19 protein-coding genes and 1 pseudogene are annotated in these 17,734 nt (G+C 63.7%); 7 read left to right on the top strand and 13 right to left on the bottom strand.

What is annotated here, in order from left to right:
- Window positions 1-9: 9 nt before the first annotated feature.
- Together FHS84_RS16370 and sucC are read right to left on the bottom strand one after the other, a co-directional pair.
- Window positions 10-579 (bottom strand): hypothetical protein, encoded by a 570-nt coding sequence (locus FHS84_RS16370; RefSeq protein WP_166936305.1) that lies wholly within the window; start codon window positions 577-579, stop codon window positions 10-12.
- Window positions 580-658: 79 nt separating this feature from the next.
- Window positions 659-1,825 carry an ADP-forming succinate--CoA ligase subunit beta gene (gene sucC, locus FHS84_RS16365; protein ID WP_166936303.1) on the bottom strand — a complete coding sequence of 389 codons (1,167 nt, stop codon included), beginning with the start codon at window positions 1,823-1,825 and terminating at the stop codon, window positions 659-661.
- 165 nt (window positions 1,826-1,990) lie between these two features.
- On the opposite strand from sucC, the gene FHS84_RS16360 reads away from it, so the two are divergent.
- The gene (locus FHS84_RS16360) at window positions 1,991-3,757 is read left to right on the top strand and encodes a hypothetical protein (protein WP_166936301.1); all 1,767 of its coding nucleotides are present in this window, start codon (window positions 1,991-1,993) and stop codon (window positions 3,755-3,757) included.
- On the opposite strand, the gene FHS84_RS16355 is transcribed toward FHS84_RS16360, so the two are convergent.
- Window positions 3,754-4,287, bottom strand: coding sequence for a hypothetical protein (locus tag FHS84_RS16355; protein WP_166936299.1), 534 nt, complete (start codon window positions 4,285-4,287; stop codon window positions 3,754-3,756). The two genes, FHS84_RS16360 and FHS84_RS16355, sit on opposite strands and share 4 nt — an antisense overlap.
- A gap of 27 nt (window positions 4,288-4,314) precedes the next feature.
- Between FHS84_RS16355 and FHS84_RS16350 the strand changes: the two genes are divergently transcribed.
- Window positions 4,315-4,932 carry a protein-tyrosine phosphatase family protein gene (locus FHS84_RS16350; RefSeq protein ID WP_166936297.1) on the top strand — a complete coding sequence of 206 codons (618 nt, stop codon included), beginning with the start codon at window positions 4,315-4,317 and terminating at the stop codon, window positions 4,930-4,932.
- A 359-nt stretch (window positions 4,933-5,291) separates the two neighbouring features.
- Here the strand turns inward: FHS84_RS16350 and FHS84_RS16345 are convergent, their stop codons facing one another.
- Window positions 5,292-5,936, bottom strand: coding sequence for a LolA family protein (locus tag FHS84_RS16345; protein WP_166936295.1), 645 nt, complete (start codon window positions 5,934-5,936; stop codon window positions 5,292-5,294).
- Window positions 5,937-6,066: 130 nt separating this feature from the next.
- Here FHS84_RS16345 and FHS84_RS16340 point away from each other — a divergent pair, with 130 nt between their 5' ends.
- Genes FHS84_RS16340 through FHS84_RS16330 form a run of 3 tightly spaced genes read left to right on the top strand, consistent with a single transcriptional unit; the run spans window position 6,067 to window position 7,814 of the window.
- On the top strand, window positions 6,067-7,080 hold the full coding sequence (locus FHS84_RS16340; protein WP_166936293.1) for an NAD(P)H-dependent glycerol-3-phosphate dehydrogenase: 1,014 nt from the start codon (window positions 6,067-6,069) through the stop codon (window positions 7,078-7,080).
- A 21-nt stretch (window positions 7,081-7,101) separates the two neighbouring features.
- Window positions 7,102-7,392, top strand: coding sequence for a YciI family protein (locus FHS84_RS16335; RefSeq protein WP_166936291.1), 291 nt, complete (start codon window positions 7,102-7,104; stop codon window positions 7,390-7,392).
- Entirely contained in the window at window positions 7,392-7,814 is a 423-nt protein-coding gene (locus FHS84_RS16330) for an EVE domain-containing protein (RefSeq protein ID WP_166936289.1), read from the top strand. The genes FHS84_RS16335 and FHS84_RS16330 overlap by 1 nt, the downstream gene beginning before the upstream one ends.
- Window positions 7,815-7,843: 29 nt before the next feature.
- On the opposite strand, the gene FHS84_RS16325 is transcribed toward FHS84_RS16330, so the two are convergent.
- The 6 genes and pseudogenes from FHS84_RS16325 to FHS84_RS16305 form a co-directional block, all read right to left on the bottom strand.
- Complete coding sequence (locus tag FHS84_RS16325) at window positions 7,844-8,443, bottom strand: hypothetical protein (RefSeq protein ID WP_243851138.1); 600 nt, start codon at window positions 8,441-8,443, stop codon at window positions 7,844-7,846.
- 42 nt (window positions 8,444-8,485) lie between these two features.
- Window positions 8,486-8,608 (bottom strand): annotated as a pseudogene (locus FHS84_RS23130) (zinc-ribbon domain-containing protein); the annotation flags it as partial.
- 123 nt (window positions 8,609-8,731) lie between these two features.
- Window positions 8,732-9,205 carry a GNAT family N-acetyltransferase gene (locus FHS84_RS16320; protein ID WP_166936285.1) on the bottom strand — a complete coding sequence of 158 codons (474 nt, stop codon included), beginning with the start codon at window positions 9,203-9,205 and terminating at the stop codon, window positions 8,732-8,734.
- 129 nt (window positions 9,206-9,334) lie between these two features.
- Entirely contained in the window at window positions 9,335-9,685 is a 351-nt protein-coding gene (locus tag FHS84_RS16315) for a DUF6614 family protein (protein ID WP_166936282.1), read from the bottom strand.
- 70 nt (window positions 9,686-9,755) lie between these two features.
- Window positions 9,756-10,271 carry an AprI/Inh family metalloprotease inhibitor gene (locus FHS84_RS16310; RefSeq protein ID WP_166936280.1) on the bottom strand — a complete coding sequence of 172 codons (516 nt, stop codon included), beginning with the start codon at window positions 10,269-10,271 and terminating at the stop codon, window positions 9,756-9,758.
- A gap of 114 nt (window positions 10,272-10,385) precedes the next feature.
- A complete protein-coding gene (locus FHS84_RS16305; RefSeq protein WP_166936278.1) occupies window positions 10,386-10,940 on the bottom strand; it encodes a GNAT family N-acetyltransferase in 555 nt (184 codons plus the stop codon).
- A gap of 366 nt (window positions 10,941-11,306) precedes the next feature.
- On the opposite strand from FHS84_RS16305, the gene FHS84_RS16300 reads away from it, so the two are divergent.
- Both FHS84_RS16300 and FHS84_RS16295 read left to right on the top strand, forming a co-directional pair.
- Window positions 11,307-11,990, top strand: coding sequence for a methyltransferase family protein (locus FHS84_RS16300; RefSeq protein ID WP_166936276.1), 684 nt, complete (start codon window positions 11,307-11,309; stop codon window positions 11,988-11,990).
- Window positions 11,991-12,089: 99 nt separating this feature from the next.
- Window positions 12,090-14,084: an alpha/beta hydrolase family protein gene (locus FHS84_RS16295; RefSeq protein ID WP_166936274.1), complete on the top strand. Its 1,995-nt coding sequence runs from the start codon at window positions 12,090-12,092 to the stop codon at window positions 14,082-14,084.
- 64 nt (window positions 14,085-14,148) lie between these two features.
- Here FHS84_RS16295 and pntB read toward each other — a convergent pair whose 3' ends face one another.
- The 3 genes from pntB to FHS84_RS16280 form a co-directional block, all read right to left on the bottom strand.
- Window positions 14,149-15,630, bottom strand: a complete 1,482-nt coding sequence (gene pntB, locus FHS84_RS16290; RefSeq protein WP_166936272.1) for a Re/Si-specific NAD(P)(+) transhydrogenase subunit beta — start codon at window positions 15,628-15,630, stop codon at window positions 14,149-14,151.
- A gap of 15 nt (window positions 15,631-15,645) precedes the next feature.
- Entirely contained in the window at window positions 15,646-17,199 is a 1,554-nt protein-coding gene (locus FHS84_RS16285; protein ID WP_166936270.1) for a Re/Si-specific NAD(P)(+) transhydrogenase subunit alpha, read from the bottom strand.
- Between the two features lie 275 nt (window positions 17,200-17,474).
- Entirely contained in the window at window positions 17,475-17,636 is a 162-nt protein-coding gene (locus FHS84_RS16280) for an aa3-type cytochrome c oxidase subunit IV (protein WP_166936268.1), read from the bottom strand.
- Window positions 17,637-17,734: the final 98 nt, after the last annotated feature.

The raw sequence follows: 17,734 nt of genomic DNA, 5'->3' as shown, positions 1-17,734 counted from the left end.
CCAGTAAGGCTAGGGTTTGGCGGGCGTGGTCCCCGGAACCGCCAGCATGACCATCGAAATCTTGGCGTTCCCGAGTGTCACGAGGAAGTTGAGGTTGCCGTTGGCGACGTAGGTTTTCAAATCCCGCGAATTGCGGTCGACTTTGATGTGCTTGCCGTTCTCTTCGCGCCAGATGAAGGCAGTCTTGCTGAACGATGCGTCTTTTTCCACACCGGCCAGATCCGCGGCCTGCTTGTCGAAGCCCTCGGCGCGGGTGGGCAGCACCGCAACGGCGCAGACCCTGATTTCCGTGTCGGGCGAAAACAGCGGCGCGCCGTGGCCGACGACCAGCATGATGAACTCGTCGTCCGTGGTCCGCAGACGGCCGCGCGGATCCTTGAACTCGCCCTTGGGAAACTGATCGAGCATCGCCTTGGGAATGGGCATCCAACCCAAGCTGTCGCCGATCGCCAAGGCCTTGTCGCCATCGGCATGGGATTCGATGCAGATTTGTTTGAAGGCATCGAACGCCGTATCGGCGCGGGCGCCCGCAGACGCGAACACCAACGCGGCGGCTATCGTCAGAATACTGGAACGCATAATTCCCCCCTTCGCTACGGGCCGGACATCCGGCCGGTATGAGGGTATCACTGGTCCGAAGCTGCGGCATAGGCCGGCCTTACGCGTTTGCGACCGCCTTGACGATCTTCTCGGCGCCGTCGGCGAGATCGTCGCCGGAAATGATCGGCAGACCCGATTGGCTAAGGATTTCCTTGCCTTTTTCGACATTGGTGCCTTCGAGCCGGACCACCAGCGGCACGGCGAGATGCACTTCCTTGGCGGCAGCGACGATGCCTTCCGCGATGATGTCGCATTTCATGATGCCGCCGAAGATATTGACCAGAATGCCTTTCACGTTGGCGTCGCTGAGGATGATCTTGAAGGCCGCGGTGACTTTTTCCTTGGTGGCGCCGCCGCCGACATCGAGGAAGTTCGCCGGTTCGCCGCCGTACAGCTTGATGATGTCCATCGTCGCCATGGCAAGACCGGCGCCGTTGACCATGCAGCCGATCGAACCGTCGAGCTTGATGTAGGAAAGATCGTAGCGCGAGGCCTCGATCTCGGTCGGCTCCTCTTCGCCGAAGTCGCGCAGCTCCATCACGTCCTTGTGGCGGTAGAGTGCGTTGTCGTCGAAATTCACCTTGGCATCGAGACAGACGAGTTTGCCGTCCTTGGTGACCACCAGCGGGTTGATCTCCAGAAGGCTCATGTCCTTGGCGGTGAAGGCGTCGTAGAGGCTCTTCACCAGCGCCACGCACTGCTTGATCTGGGCGCCGTCGAGTTTCAGCGCGGCCGCGATCTGGACGCCGATGAACGGCGAATAGCCGACCGCCGGATCGATCGAGAAAGTGTGGATCTTGTCCGGCGTGTTCTTGGCCACCTCTTCGATATCCATGCCGCCTTCGGTCGAGACGATGAACGAAATGCGGGAGGTGGCGCGGTCGACCAGTGCCGACAGATAAAGTTCGCGCGCGATGGCGGAGCCGTCTTCGATATAGAGCCGCTTCACTTCGCGGCCCTGCGGCCCCGTCTGATGCGTGACCAGGGTCATGCCCAGCATGCGCCGGGCTTCCTTTTCGACGTCCTCGATCGATTTGACGACTTTGACGCCGCCGCCTTTGCCGCGGCCGCCGGCATGAATCTGCGCTTTCACCACCCACACCGGACCGGGCAGCATCTTGGCGAGATGCACCGCTTCTTCGACGCTGAACGCCGCTTTCCCCAAGGGAACAGGGGCACCGAAGGAACGCAGGATGTCTTTGGCCTGGTATTCGTGGATGTTCATGGAAGCTCGCTCGGCGGGAACCGGCGGAACAATAGCAGCCGAATTTGGTCGCGCAAACTTTTTTAGAAGTGTTCAAAACGCGAATCACGCCGCGCCGTGTCCGGCGGTGACGAAACGGGACGCGAACGACGGTATTTTAACCGTGAGCTGGCACATAGGAGTGCCATGAAAGAGTGGTCCCTTTCGCGAACGGCGCTTCTGGCCGGCATCCTGGTGATTGCCGTCGAAGCGATCCTCTTGGCCGGCGGCAACAACGCCGTGCTGCATGGCGTCCTGCTCGATCCCGACTGCTACATGCATCTGCAGCGGGCCTTGCGGCTGATGACCGAAGGCGGCTGGCACGACACCGTCGATCCGCGCATCAACGCCCCGTTCGGCTTCACCATTCATTGGACGGCGGTTTTCGACACGTTGCTGGTCGCGGGCGCGGCGCCGTTGAAGGCGCTAGGGCTCGATCCGCATAGCGCGCTCTATGTCTGGGGCAGCGCGATCAGCCCGCTGCTGCTGGTGGCGGCGCTGGCGGTCTTTGCCTGGGGCGTGAAGCCCCGCATCGCCGGACCGGCGTTCCTGTGGCTGACGATTTTGATTTTCACCCAGCCGCAGCTCGCGGGCTCCTTCATCGCCGGCCGGCCGGATCATCAAAGCCTGGTGCTTGGCCTTTTGCTGGCGCAGCTTGCTTGGGCCTATGCCCTGTTCGACGGCCGTGCGGGGTCGCGCTGGGCGCTCGCGGCCGGCGTCATGGCCGGACTGCAGCTGGCGACCTCGGTCGAAGCCTTGCTGACCATTTTTCTCGTGTCGGCGGCGCTGGCGCTGGCGTGGCTGTTCTACGGCCGCAAGACGCTGCGCCCGCTGCTTCTCTATTTCGCCGGCGCCGTCTTCACCGTCGTGGCATGGCTGACATGGGAGGGCGGCCATTTCCTCGTCATCGCCGCGTACGACCGTGTCTCCATTGCCCATGTGCTGGCGCTGGCGAGCGGTACGTTTGGCATGGCCGCGGTCGTGTTCACCGACGCGCGCGGGCTCCTCGCCGGAACCGGACGCAAGCTCGCGGCCCTCGGGCTCGCGCTCGTATTCGCAGCAGGCGTGATGGCAGCGGCGTATCCCGATTTCTTCCTCGGACCGTGGCCGCATCTCGATCCGGTGATCGTCGCCTGGCACGCGCAAATTGGCGAATTGCAGCCGCTGGCCAAAGGCGGCTGGTTCGGCCTCGCCGCCTTCTTCGCTCAGATGACGGCGCCTCTGCTGGCTTTGCCGCTGGTGATTTGGCGGCTCGTCCGTGGCCCCACGGCCGACAAACCGGCGATGGTTTTGTCGCTGATCGGCTTCGTCCTGTTCGGTGGGCTGGCGCTGGTTCAAATGCGCTGGTCGGGCGAGACCCAGGCGGTGATGCTGCTGCCGTGGACGCTGACGACCATCGCCATCATGCAGAGCGAGGTAGCGCTTCGCATCGGCCGCTCTCGCATTCCCTTGCGCACGTTTGCCCTCGGCGGCGCGTTGCTGCTTCAGGTCCTGCCCACCATCGCGACGCAAACCGCGAAAGGCCTCGATCAATTCGACACGCATCCGCACGCGGCCTGCAATTGGAGCGGTGCCATCCGGGTCCTGCAACAAAGCCTTCCCGACAACGCGATCGTCATGGCGCCGCTCGATCACGGGCCGGAAATCCTCTGGCGCACCAAGGCGCGCGTGATCGCCGGGCCTTACGAGATTCTACCGGCCGTGAAGGACACCGCTGCCTTCCTGCATGGCGGCAAAGCGGCGGCGCGCGATGTCGTGCAGCGGCGCGGGATTTCGCACGCCTTGGTCTGCCGGCACGACAACTGGCCCGGTTTCGGCGGCGAAATCGCGGTCGGCCGCTATCCCGCGTGGCTGAAGCCGGTGCCGCTGAAGAACGGCCCCAAGGAGTTCCGGCTTTATCGCGTGAGCCGCTAGTCCCGCTTCTTGATTATCCGCCCGACCAGCGCCGCCAGCGACAGCAGAACGCCGATCAGAATGCCGAGCCATTTGGCGGCGGTGGCTTCGAGCGCGAACGAGGCCATGATGTCGGTCGAGGCGTGGGTCAGCATGTAAAGCTGAAGCACATTCTCGATCGCATCGCAGATCGCGGCGCCGACCGGCGCCAGCGCCAAGAGGGTGAGAATCCGCTTCAGCCGTCCGCCGTAAGCGGCGAAGCGGTCGACCGCCGCCAGTGCGCCGTAGAACAGCGCCGCGCCGTAGAGCGGGATGAAGAGGAAATCGAGGCCGAGCAGGAAGCCGGCCAACGCGGCGTCGGGCGGGCTGGTCCAGTGATCGACGATCACCCGGACGCCCCAGCCGGAACCGATCCCCTGCAGGCTGGTGGTGCCGTAGCCGGTCTTGGCCTTCAGCGCGCCATCGAGCACATTCAGGATCACCAGGAGGACGATTGCCGCGGCCGTGGTCCAGGCCCAACGAGCGGTCAGCGTTTTTCTGCTAAGCTGCATATGATCCTCCCTCATCCGGCGACGAACATGCCTCTCACCGACACCTTGTACAACTTCCATTGGGTTCGCGAAGGCGAGGCGGCGCGTTCGTCACAGGCCTTTTTCGGCGGCCTCGAGGGCTTGATGACGCGCCACGGGCTCAAGGCGATCATCAATCTCCGCGGCGAGAACGGCGACCTCAGCTGGTACCGATACGAGCGGGCGGTCTGCGAACGGCTCGGCGCGCAGCACATCGATGCCCAGCTTGATTCCCGCCACCTGCCCACCCGGAGCATGTTGGCGACGCTGGTCGGGGCATTCGAGACGGCGCCGCGCCCCTTTCTGATGAAATGCTCCGGCGGCCACGACCGGACCGCGTTCGCCTGCGCCCTCTATCTGCTTCACCGCGACGGCTGGGCGGCGATGCCTGCGGCAGAAGCGCAGTTCGATCCGCATCGCTATGGCTACAAGCCGAAAGCCGGCCAGCATTGGCTGAAGCCGTTCCTCGCATTTGCTGCCGAGAATGCCGCCGGCCGGCCGCTCGCGGCCTGGGTCCGTGAGGTTTATGACCCCGCCGACCTCGATCAGTGGTTGTCGGCCCGCGGCCTCGCGGACAGCCACAAAGGCATCTTCGAGAAGCCGCATCGCAGCCCGTTCCAGCTCTGATACACGGCAAAAAAGAAAACGCCCGGCTGGGGGGCCAGCCGGGCGTCGTTTGCGCCGTTACGCGCTAGTGCCGGGAGGGGATGACCGACACCGCTTTTGTGAAGAGCGGCTCGGCTTGCGAGCGGGGGGGCAGTGCGTGCCGAACACTCTCTCTTCACACCAGGATCATATGCAAATTGGCCACACTTTGCAACTATTTTCCGCGTCAAGGGCTTAAGTGAATGTTTTTAAATGACAGAGGTAAATCAGCAACACACCTCTGATTTCCCTAACGGACTCATCCCAACGCTTGTTGCTCGCGGGCATCGCTGCGGCAGGGGCCGTGACGGTTCCCAACTTTCTTACGAAAGGAATGAACTTCAGTCGCGCGTCTTGGCGCCGACCCCTTTGGAGTCGCGCAACACGAACAGCGACGGATCGGGATTGGTGCCGGTCTTGAGGTTGCGCAGCGCCACCGTCGTCGGCAGGCCCTGATCGTCGATCACCGTCCACTGCCGCAGCTCCAGCTCCGGATAGGAGAAGGTGATGGCGATGTTGGCCTTGCTGCGGTTCTTGGAGGTGCGCGCCTCGATCACCAAGGTACCGGGCGAGCGCTGCAGCTTGACGATGGAACCGTCCTTCTTGAGATCGACATTCTCGCCCAGCAAAACATCGAGCGGAATCGAGGACAGCGGATAGCGGTCGACCGTCTTCATCTTCTTGTTGAAGACCGCGAAGGTGTTCCCGTCGCAGACCACCAGAAGCGGGCTCGGCGGCTGGTACTCGAAGCGCAGCTTGCCCGGCTTGACGAGATAGAACTTGCCCTGGTCGATCTGACCGTTGGGTCCGATCTGGACGAAACCGCCTTCCAGCGAACGGATGCCGTTGAGATACGTGGTTACCTTATCGAGATCGGCGCGGTCGGCGTCGCTGAATTCGATGTGGCGGGCGGGCGGCGGCTGTCCGGCTCCGGTCGCAACGACCGCAGCGGCAGCCAGGACAAGAATTTGAACGAAACGGCGCATGATTCCCTGATAGTACCCGATTGCGGCGGAAGCTAGGGTGAGAGGTCCTTAACGTTGCCGACACTCCGGCGCTAGGCTCACCGCAAGAGGCGCGACTCGGGTTAGGAGGAGCGCTTTCGGGAGGCACACCATGGCAGAGACGGCATCCACACCAACGCCTTACGGCACCATCGGAGTGATCGGCGCCGGCGCCTGGGGCACTTCGCTGGCCATCACGGCCGCCCGTGCGGGCAGTGCCGTCCGGTTGTGGGCGCGCGAGCCGGAGGTGGTCGAGGCGATCGCGCGCGACCATCAGAACCCGATGTTCCTGCCCGGCGTGCCGCTGCCCGCCACCATCACCGGAACCGGCGATCTCGCCGCCGCCGCCGATGCCGAGGCGCTGCTGGTGGTGCCGCCGGCCCAGCATCTGCGCGCCACTCTCACCGCCCTTGCCAAGGTCGCCCGGCCCGGTACGCCGCTGGTGGTCTGCGCCAAAGGCATCGAACGCGGCAGCGGCAAGATGGTCTACGAAGTCCTCGCCGAAACCGCGCAGGCGTGCGAACCGGCTATTCTGTCGGGCCCATCTTTCGCGCACGACGCCGCCAAGGGCTTGCCGACGGCCGTGACCATCGCCGCGCACGGGGCAATTGCCGGACGGCTGCAGGCCAGCCTCAGCCACGCCACCTTCCGACCCTATGCCACGGACGATCTCATCGGCGTCGCGCTCGGCGGTGCGGCCAAGAACGTCTATGCCATCGCTTGCGGGATCGTTGACGGCATGGGCCTTGGCGAAAGCGCCCGCGCCGCGCTCATCGCCCGCTCGTTTGCCGAACTGACCCGGCTGGGCGTGAAACTCGGCGCCCGTGCGGAGACGCTGGTGGGACTGTCCGGCCTCGGCGATCTGGTGCTGACGGCGACCAGCCCGAACTCGCGCAATTTCCATTTCGGTCTCGATGTCGGCCGCGGCCGCACCATCGCTTCGCTGCGCCAGCCGGGACAGCCGCTGGCCGAAGGCGTCGAGACGGCACCGGCCCTGGTCACCCGCGCGCGCGCGGAAAATATCGAACTGCCGATTGCCGAGACCATGGCGAGCGTTCTCGACGGCACTCTGCCGCTCGACCAATCCATCGGCCGGCTGATGAGCCGTCCCCTCAAACCCGAATAGTCGAACCCGACAGGAGGACCGATGCTGTTCATACTCACCGCCCTCGACAAACCCGATTCGCTCGCCTTGCGTCTCAAGGTCCGCGAAGACCATCTCGCCTTCGCCCGCGAAACCGGACGCATCAAACTCGGCGGACCATTCCTCAATGACAAAGGCGAGATGTGCGGCAGCATGATGATCGTCGAGGCGCCCGATCTGGAAACCGCGAAGGCGTGGCACGCCTCCGACCCTTACGTGAAAGCGGGTCTGTTCGCGACCTCCGACATCCGTCCGTGGAAGCCGACCTTCAATCCGATCGAGGCCAAACTCTGATGGCATACTGGCTGTTCAAGACCGAGGCATCGACCTGGTCGTGGGACCAGCAGGTCAAGAAAGGCGCCAAAGGCGAGCCGTGGAGCGGCGTGCGCAACTATCAGGCGGCCAATCACATGAAGGCGATGGCCAAAGGCGATCTCGGCTTCTTCTATCATTCGGGCGACGAGAAACGCATCGTCGGCATCGTCGAAGTGATCGGCCTTTATCGCCCCGATCCGACCGACGAAACCGGCAAGTTCGGCCTCGTCGACGTCAAGGCGGTCCACGCCGTGCCGAAGCCTGTGACGCTCGCCGAGATCAAGGCGACGCCCGCGCTCAAGGACATGGTGCTGGTGAAAAATTCGCGCCTCAGCGTGCAGCCGGTGACGCCCGCCGAATGGCGGTGCGTCTGCAAAATGGCAGGCTTGGTGTCGTTGTAGGCCGGGTGCGTCTCAGCAATACGCGCCGATTACTCTTCTATCGGCGCGCTTTGCTGCTGCTGTTGCTGCTGCTGCGGCGCCTGCGCCGGAGCCGACTGCATGCCGCCCGAATTGTCGACTGCGGTTTCGGAATCGAGACCGCCCGCGGTTTCGCTGCCGCCGCCGGTGCTGGTTCCGGCCGGCGGAATGCCGAGCAGGCCTTCTTTCGCCAGCGCTTCGTCGGTCTCGTTCGGCGGAATTTCGCGCACCTGATAGGTGGTGGTGCCGTCGGCCCGCACGGCGTTGTAAAGCGCGACGCATCCCGGCTGCTTGAGGTAATCGCGGCAGGCCTTGTGCGCGTTGTCGACGCTCTTGATGTCGGCCGTCAGCGTGTAGGTTTCCTCGCCCACTTTGGCGATGCAGGATTTGCGGTTCTTGACGTCGGTCGACTTCGCCGACATTTCGTCGAGCACAGCCGACGGCGAGATCACGCCGTAGTCGCGCGCCTGATTGAGCGTGGCGGTGCAGATGGTCTTGCCGCTCGGCCCGAAGATGCCGCCGACGAACGCCAGCACGGCGATCGCCACCACCGCGACGCCGCCGATCCAAAGGCCCGGCTTGGTCTTGAGGCTATGAGCAACTGCGGCCATGCCCTTGGGGCCAGGACCGGCCGGAGCGCCATGCACGGGGCCGCCGCACTCGGGGCACGCCGTCGCGGTCGGCTCCAAATTCGTTCCGCAGTTCGGGCAGAAATCTCTTGTATCGGACACCGGACGGACCTTTCGCTGCGCGCTGAACCAAGCGCTGAGGTTCATATCGCCAAACGGGACGCGGTTCCACCCCTCCGGCTCGGACAGATCACCGCCTTAACCGTCTCACCCGCAAAGATTTCTCGGATTTAAGGAGAACCGGCCCCGGCGTGGAACGGAGGAGGAACCTTAGTGGAGCTTCTTCCGCCGTAGTTGCACATAAGGAGCAAAACCGGCTTTCTCGTAGACCGTGGCGGCCCGTTCGTTCTGCGACAAATGGCCGATATGGATGACCGGCAGCCCCCGCCCCCGCGCCCACACCTCGCAGGCCGATAGCAGCGCCCGCCCGGCGCCCTGGCCGCGCACCGCTTCTTCGACGAAGGCTTCGCAGATCACGGCACAGCGCCGCTCCTCCTCGACCACATAGGTGGGGGCCTGGTGTTCGTAAACCGCAGCCCAGCCGACCGCCTCGCCATCCATCTCGGCGATCAGGAAAACCCCGTTTTCGGCCTGTTTCTGGACCGCGGCAAACTGGTCTTCCGGATACGTCGGATCGAGCCGGCGGTCGGATTCGAACGCAGCTTCATAGCGCTGCAGTCCGTCGATGAACCGCAGGATGGCCGGCTTGTCGTCCGGCAGTTTGGCCGGGCGAACGGTGATCATGGCTTGCCTCGTACCTGTTTGACGCGAAGATACCGGCGGCGGTTTGCCCTGGCCAGCGCCGCAGCCGCGCGCCTGGATGGGAGCAGCCCTGCAGCGAAGGCTCCACTCCAAACCATTGGGAAGTTCCGGTCAGAACTTCTCCTCGCCTTCGCGGCGCTGCGGGTCGGGAAAATCGCGGTAAAGCGCGAATGTGACGTTGGCCGCGTGCCGGTTGACGGCAAAATGCAGGCTTTCGGCCGGCTCGCCGCGGCTGGAGACATGCCGGAACGCCGCATCGAGCTGCGCCAGGTCGGTCGTATCCATGACGACCTGAAATTCGCCGAGGTCGCGCGGCCCTAGCCCCAGCTTGCGACGGGTCAGGTGCCACCCCTCGATCAGTCCGGCAGCCTTCAGGTGCTCCATGAAAGCGGCAACGGCCCGCGCGAACGCGATATCGCTGGTGCCGGACTTGAGGTCGAAGAACGCGTGGTAATGGTCCATGACAAGCCTCCTGCCGGCAGTCTTCCCGGCAGCAGGCCATCTCGTCCAGCCCAAACAGCCGGCCGCGAGGTCAGTCGCGCGCCATGAAGATCTCGAGACCCTGCTCGGTCTTGCCGCGCCAGCGGCCGTTCGGTCCCGGATGCAGCTTGGCCAGTACCGACCCGCCGGGGCTCATCAGCCTGACCTCATCGCCCAGCAAAAGCCAGCTCGACACCCCGAACATCCCATCGGGGCAGCCGATGCTGGTGCGGGCGCCGTAATTGGAGATAAATTTCTTCGACTCCAAGGTCAGATCGCAAATCTTGTTGCCGGCGGCTTCGCCGATCTTCCACTGGCCACCGAGACTCTCGTAGGTCGGCGCCGACGGTGCGGGCGGATGGCCGAACATATTGCCCAAAGTGAATCCGCCGCCAGCCGACGTGGTTTCGCTGCGCGTCGTCGTGGTTGTCGTCGTGGTGTCGCCGCTCTGCGTTTTGGTGGTGGTCGTCTCAGTGGTGGTGGTCGCCTGTTGCGACGATCCCCCGATCCCCTGCGCCATCGCCGGAACCGCACACGCGACCAGCGCCGCGATGAATGCAATCCGCATCAGTAGCCTCCGCTCGAATCCGCAACCCGATCCTACGACGGATCGGGACAGCAGATTGCGACTGCGCCCGGCTTTCAAGCAGAGAGCATAACGATAAGAAACCGGACCGCCGGCTCAGGCTGCCGACAGAGGCAGACGCTTGGCGGGCATGAATTTCAGCGGCATGAGGGTCTGGGCGCCGTCGGTCTCTTCGACCAGCGGGGTCAGACGCTTCTTCACTTCCTGGCAATAGGGCTGATATCCCGCCTTGGCATAGGCATGTGCCGCACCCTGATTGCGCGCCAGAAGATCGATGCGCATCGAGGCAAAGCCATGCGTCACCGCCCATTGCTCGCAAGCCTTGATCAGGGCCGTGCCCGCACCGGCTCCGCGACCGGTCTCGGCGACATAGAGTTCTGCGAGATAAGCGAAGACGCGCTCGTCGGCGCGGATGAAGGCTTCGGTCTGCTCTTCGTAGACCACCGCCCAGCCGATGCTGCGGCCCTCGGCATCGTCCGCCATGAAAATGGCGCCCCGGCGCTCGAGCAGCCAGTCAAAGTATTCTTCGGCTTTGACGTGATCGATGAGGTGATTGGGTTCGAGGGACGATTCATAGCGCTGCAGCGCGACGATGAAATCGAGGATCATCGGCTTGTCGTCCGGCAGCCGCGCCTCTCTGATGGTACACACGACGATGGGTGTTCCTGGCCTTCCCGGCGGACGGGTTGCCAATACCACGCGCGTGTCCGACGCGGATCAGGCCCGTCACTTTGCTGAAGGCGAGTCTACCGGCGCTGCGGGGGCGGCCACAAGGCGGAGAAAAATATAAATCGCGCCCTCCCCGCTTTGGCATGATGCGAACCAATGCGGCAACCTGCTGGCCGATATGCGCGAATTCATTTCCGCCCCAATGACGCCATGTTGATGAAGGGAGAATTCATGACGCGCCCATGCGGAAAATCACGCGCGTGTGATGGATCGGGACAAGTTGTACCGCTCACCCGCATGCCGCGAATATTATAGTCGCGCCTGCAACGTCCACCCGTGAACGGACCTATGATTTCAGCGCGATCGATCCTGTTGCGGCTCGTGAAAACGGCCGTCGGCTCTTCCGTCTACGTCGCGCTGGCATTCGTCGGAGCCTGGCGCATCGATTGGGATCGCGGCTGGACGTATGCCACGGTGTTCGTCGGCGTGTCGGTGTTGGGCAGTCTCATCGTGGAGATCGCCAATCCCGGACTTTTGGCCGCGCGCGCCAAAGGAATCCGCAAAGACACCAAATCGTTCGACCGCCTATTCTATCGCCTGTTCCTGCCGCTCATCGCCGTCTATCCGCTGCTGGCCGGCCTCGACGCGGCGAACTTCGCCTGGGCGCCGCTGCCCGGCTGGACGCTTTATCCCGGCATCGCCTTGTTCGTCGCCAGTTCGGCGTTCGGAGGCTGGACGATGATCGTCAATCGCCATGCCGAGACGACGGTGCGAATCCAGGAAGGCCAAACGGTCATCACCACCGGCCCCTACCGCCTGGCGCGCCACCCGATGTATCTCGGCACGCTGATCGGCCTGCCCGGCACGGCGTTGATGCTGGGATCGGCCTGGGCCCTGGTGCCGGCGGGGCTGATCGCGGTGCTGTTCGTCTGGCGGACCGCCCGCGAAGACCACACTTTGCAGCAGGAATTGGCAGGCTACGAAGCCTACGCCGCGAGCACGCGGTATCGCCTCCTGCCCGGCGTTTGGTGAACCGCCCAGGTCGGCCATTCTGTCCCATGGATTGTGCCCACGCTTGTGCAACTATTGCGTGCCGGTCGCAAATGTCCGGCACAAAGCATGGGGGGGAGGATGTTCCACAGGGGTTGGTTGGCGGCCGCTGCAGCCGCATTGGTCTTGTGGGCGGCTGCTGCGCAAGGCGCGCCGCTGGAGGCGTACGGCAAATTGCCGACGCTCAGCAACGTCATCATATCGCCGGACGGAGCCACGCTCGCTTACGTCAAAGAACTCGACACGAAGCGGGTGATGGTGGCGCAATCGATCGCCAACCGACAGGTGCTCGGCATTATCAACATCACCGATTCCAAGGTGCGCAACCTGCAATGGGCCGACAATCAGACCCTGATCCTCACCACGTCGGTCACTGCGCTGCCGCGCGGCCTCACGGGCCGCCGCCAGGAATACATGCTGGCGCAGAGTTTCAATACACAGAGCAAGCAGCAGCGTGCCCTGCTTGACCATGTCGGAAACCTCAAGGAAGACGTTGAAGTGATGAACGTGGTGGCCGGCGTACCGCAGCCGCGCACCATCGACGGCCATACCGTTATCTTCGTGAAAGGAATTTATTTTCCCAACAACGTCGGACATCTGGCGCTGTTCAGCATCGATCTGACCGCCAACTCGACCCGCATCGTTTCGCGCCAGAACGACTCCCGTGCCGAGGACTGGGTGGTCGACGACGCCGGCAATATCGTCGCCGAGTCGAGCTATGACGAGGAGGAGCAGCACTGGAAGCTTGAAATCTTCCGCGACGGCGAGAGGACAACGGTGATGGACGTGCCGGCGCCGATCGAATCGCCGTCGCTCGAGGGCCTTAGCGAGGATGGAACCGCCGTCATCGTCAGCCTGCCCGGCAACGATGGCAACCCGACCTACAAGCAGATATCATTGAAAGACGGCACCGCCTCCGCGTGGGCCCACGCCGAGGTCGGCTTCGGCGGCGTGATCACGTCGCTAAAGACCGGCCGCGTGACCGGCGGCACCCGGCTGACCGAAACGAATGACTATGTGTTTTTCGATCCGCACGCCGACAGGATGTGGCGCAGCGTCAAGGCCGCCTTCAAGTCCGCCACCGATGTCGACCTCGAGTCATGGTCCGACGACAGGATGAAAGTGGTGGCGCATGTGTTCGGCACCGATTACGGCGAAGGCTATTTCCTCGTCGACATGACCCAGCACCACGCAAGTCCGGTCGGACCGGCTTATGCCGGCATCGACGACGTCGCACCGCGGCGCTGGATCGAATACAAGGCCGCCGACGGACGCGTGCTGCACGCCTATCTCACCCTGCCGATCGGCAAGGACGGCAAGGACGCCAAGAACCTGCCGCTGATCGTGATGCCGCACGGCGGTCCGCATGCGCGCGATTACCCCGGCTTCGACTGGTTCTCGCAGGCGCTCGCCTCGCGCGGCTACGTGGTGCTGCAGCCGCAGTTCCGCGGCTCCGACGGATTCGGCCTGGATCTGCTCACCGCCGGCTACGGCGAATTCGGCAAAAAGATGCAGACGGATTTGTCCGACGGCGTGCGGGCGCTGGCGGCGCAAGGAATGATCGATCCCAAGCGGGTCTGCATCGTCGGCGCGAGCTACGGGGGCTACGCCGCGCTGGCCGGCGCCACCATCGACACCGGGATCTACCGCTGTGCCGTTTCGATCGCCGGCCTGTCCGACATTCGCGCCCAGCTGCGCTACTGGCGCTGGCCGCGCAACAATGTCGACGCCCGCAGCGATCGGTTCTGGGACCGCTTCCTTGCCGTCGGGGATCCCGACGATCCCAAGCTGAAGGACATCTCGCCGATCAAGCACGTCGACAAGGTGTCGATCCCGATCCTTTTGATCCACGGCAAGGACGATACCGTCGTTCCGTATTCGCAAAGCGACGACATGGCGGACGAACTGAAGGACGCCAAGAAGCCCTACGAGTTCGTCACCCTCAGGCACGAGGACCACTGGCTGTCGAAGAGCGAAACCCGCCTGCAGATGCTGCAGGCGACGGTGAAGTTCCTCGAAGCCAACAACCCGCCCGATCCACCGGCCCCGCCAACCCCGGTCGCCTCGGCGCAGTAAAGTCCAAACGAAAACCCCGCCGGATCGCTCCGGCGGGGTTTTTAGTTGCGATGACGAATGTGCCTCAGGCCTTAAGGGCGGTCAGCACTTCTTCGAGCATCTTCTTGGCGTCGCCGAACAGCATCCGGTTGTTCTCCTTGTAGAACAGCGGATTGTCGACGCCGGCGTAGCCGGAGGCCATCGAGCGCTTCATCACGATCGAGGTCTTGGCCTTCCAGACCTGCAACACCGGCATGCCGGCGATCGGGCTGGTGGGATCGTCCTCGGCCGCCGGATTGACGATGTCGTTGGCACCGATGACCATCGACACGTCGGTATCCGGGAAGTCCTCATTGAGCTCGTCCATTTCGAGCACGATGTCGTACGGCACCTTGGCCTCGGCGAGGAGCACGTTCATGTGTCCTGGCATGCGGCCCGCGACCGGGTGGATGCCGAAGCGCACGTTGACGCCCTTTTCCCGCAGGAACTTGGTGATCTCGTATACGGTGTGCTGCGCCTGGGCGACCGCCATGCCGTAGCCCGGAACGATGATGACGTTCTTGGCGTTCTTGAGCAGTTCGGCCGTATCGGACGAGCTGATCGGCGTGACTTCGCCCTGCGGTTCGCCATCGGCCTTCTTGGCCACGGCGCCGCCGCCGGTGCCGAAGCCGCCGGAGATCACCGCCAGGAACTTGCGATTCATCGCCCGGCACATGATGTACGACAGGATCGCACCCGACGAGCCGACCAGCGCGCCGACCACGATCAGAAGGTCGTTCGACAGCATGAAGCCGGTCGCCGCCGCCGCCCACCCCGAGTAGGAGTTGAGCATCGACACCACCACCGGCATATCGGCGCCGCCGATCGCCATCACCATGTGGATGCCGAACAACAGCGAGATCACCGTCATCACGATCAACGGCAGCAGGATCTGCACCGTCGGAGCTTGCTCGTGGATCCCGCCTTGGGCGACGAAGACGTAGCCGTAGTAGAGGACCACCAGAAGGCCGACGATGTTGATCAGGTTGCGGCCCGGCAGAATCACCGGCTTGCCGCCGATCTTGCCCGACAGCTTGCCGAACGCGATCACCGAGCCCGAGAAGGTGACAGCACCGATCAGGATGCCGACATAGATCTCGATCAGGTGGATCGTCTCCGAGGCCGCCAGATCGGCCGCCGGAACGTCGAGCGGCGTGGTGTCGATGAAGCTGGCAAAGCCGATGGTGCAGGCCGCCAGACCGACCAAGCTGTGCATGATGGCGACCAGTTCCGGCATCTGGGTCATCTTCACGGTCTTGGCCGCGATGATGCCGATGGTGCCGCCGATGGCCATCGCGCCGACGATCCACGGCAAGCCGTGGAAGGCGACGATCTGCACGTCACCGGTCAGGCTGCCGCGGAAGCCGAACACGGTGGCAATCACCGCAATCGTCATACCGATGATGCCGAACCAGTTGCCGCGCCGGCTGGTCTCCGGATTGGAGAGACCGCCGAGGCTGAGGATGAACAGGATGGTTGCCGCGATATAGGCGACCGTCGTCAGATTTGCAGGATGTGCAAGGTTCATTGCTGCGGTCCCCCCTTATTTGTGGAACATCATCAGCATGCGCCGCGTCACCGCGAAGCCGCCGAAGGTGTTGATCGAGGTGAGCGTGATGCCGACCACCGCAATGATCAGAATGAGGAAGTCCGGACGACCGGGAGCGGCCGGCGGAGCAACCTGCAACAACGCACCGATGGTGATGATCGAGGAGATCGCGTTGGTCACGCTCATCAGCGGCGTATGCAGCGCCGGCGTGACGTTCCAGACCACCATGTAACCGACGAACACCGCCAGCACGAACACCGTGAAGTGCCCGATGAACGCCGTCGGCGCCGTGGCGCCGATCAGCGCGAAGAGGCACGCGGCCACCAGCGCCATGATCGCCATGCCGGCACCGGACTTCTTCGGCTCTTCCTTGACGACCGGAGCGGCGGCCGGCTTGGGAGCCGGGGGCGCCGGAAGCTTCAGCGGCGGCGGCGGCCAGGTGATCTCGCCGTCCTTGATCACGGTGAAGCCGCGGATGGCATCGTCTTCCATGTTGACGACGATCTGGCCGTCCTTGGCCTTGCACAGCTCTTCGGTCAGGCGCAGCAGGTTGGTCGCGTAAAGCGTCGAGGACTGCTTGGCCAGGCGCGACGCCAGATCGGTATAGCCGATGATGGTGACGCCGTTCTTGACCACGGCCTTGTCGGGCTCGGTCAGTTCGCAGTTGCCGCCGCGTTCGGCCGCCATGTCGACGATCACCGAACCCGGCTTCATCGAGGCAACCATTTCGGCGGTGATCAGGCGCGGGGCCGGCTTGCCCGGAATCAGCGCCGTCGTGATGATGATGTCGACGTCTTTGGCCTGCTTCGCGTACATCTCGCGCTGGGCCTTCTGGAAGCCTTCGCTCATCACCTTGGCGTAACCGCCGCCGCCCGAGCCTTCTTCCTCGTAGTCGACCTTGATGAACTCGGCACCCATCGACTTGACCTGATCGGCGACTTCGGCGCGCGTATCATTGGCGCGCACGACGGCACCGAGGCCGACGCTGGTTCCGATCGCGGCAAGACCCGCCACGCCGGCACCGGCGATGAACACCTTGGCCGGCGGGATCTTGCCCGCGGCCGTGATCTGGCCGTTGAAATAGCGGCCGAATGCGTTGGCCGCCTCGATCACCGCGCGATACCCGCCGATGCCCGCCATAGACGTCAGCGCGTCCATCTTCTGCGCGCGCGACAACAGGCGCGGAACGCAGTCCATCGCCAGGACGGTGAGCTTCTTGGCGGCGAGCGCCTTCATCAGCTCGGGATTCTGAGCAGGCCAGACGAAGCTGATCAGCGTCGTGCCGTCTTTCAGCTTGGCGACGTCGTTCAGATCCGGCTCGCGGACCTTGAAGACGATGTCGCTCGACGCATACAGCTCGGCGGCGCTGACGATCTTGGCTCCGGCAGCCGCAAGCGCATCATCGTAAAAACTGGCGCCCTCTCCGGCACCCGTTTCCACCTGCACCGCGAATCCGAGCTTGATCAGTTTTTCAACGACGTCCGGCGATATCGCTACGCGCTTCTCGCCAGTAAACGTCTCTTTCGGGATTCCGATTCTTTGAGGCATGGTTCACGCATCTCGTTGGTTGATCGAGGGCAACGGGTCCCCCATACGGGCCACGGACTTGTGAGCAGAAATTAGGCCGCTATTTACGCAGCAAAAACGTGCCCTACGGCCAATACCGCCCCCAAATTTAGCCGTCGCGGGCATAACCCAAACGCGCCGCAAGGGCAACGCTGACGCATGCGGCATTCCACACCAATACGGCCCGTTTTCCTGGGTTTTTTGACAATTCGCAATCGCTTGAAAACACACTCTGTTTCGAATTCTTACGGACGCGCTCAGCCGTGTGTTCGGAACGCCAGGAGCAGCGCCAGCACGAGTACCGCCGCCACCGCGCCCCAGCGCAGTTTGATCAGGAACATGCGCCATGTGCGCAGATGTTCGCTGAGGTCGGCCGTTGCGACAGGAATATCGCTGTCGCTGTCGTCTTGCTCGTCCATCCGCCGGCTCCAAGAGGCGGGCGGACTATAGGCAAAGCTCCCCTGGCGGAAAATGGAGGTGCGGCAAGGGGGCCCGCCCGCGCCGCCCAGAGCGGTTC

Origin of the sequence: Rhizomicrobium electricum (assembly GCF_011762045.1) — a bacterium.
GTDB lineage: Bacteria > Pseudomonadota > Alphaproteobacteria > Micropepsales > Micropepsaceae > Rhizomicrobium > Rhizomicrobium electricum.
The sequence above is the reverse complement of the archived record's forward strand: the minus strand, read 5'-3'. Positions and strand labels throughout refer to the sequence as shown.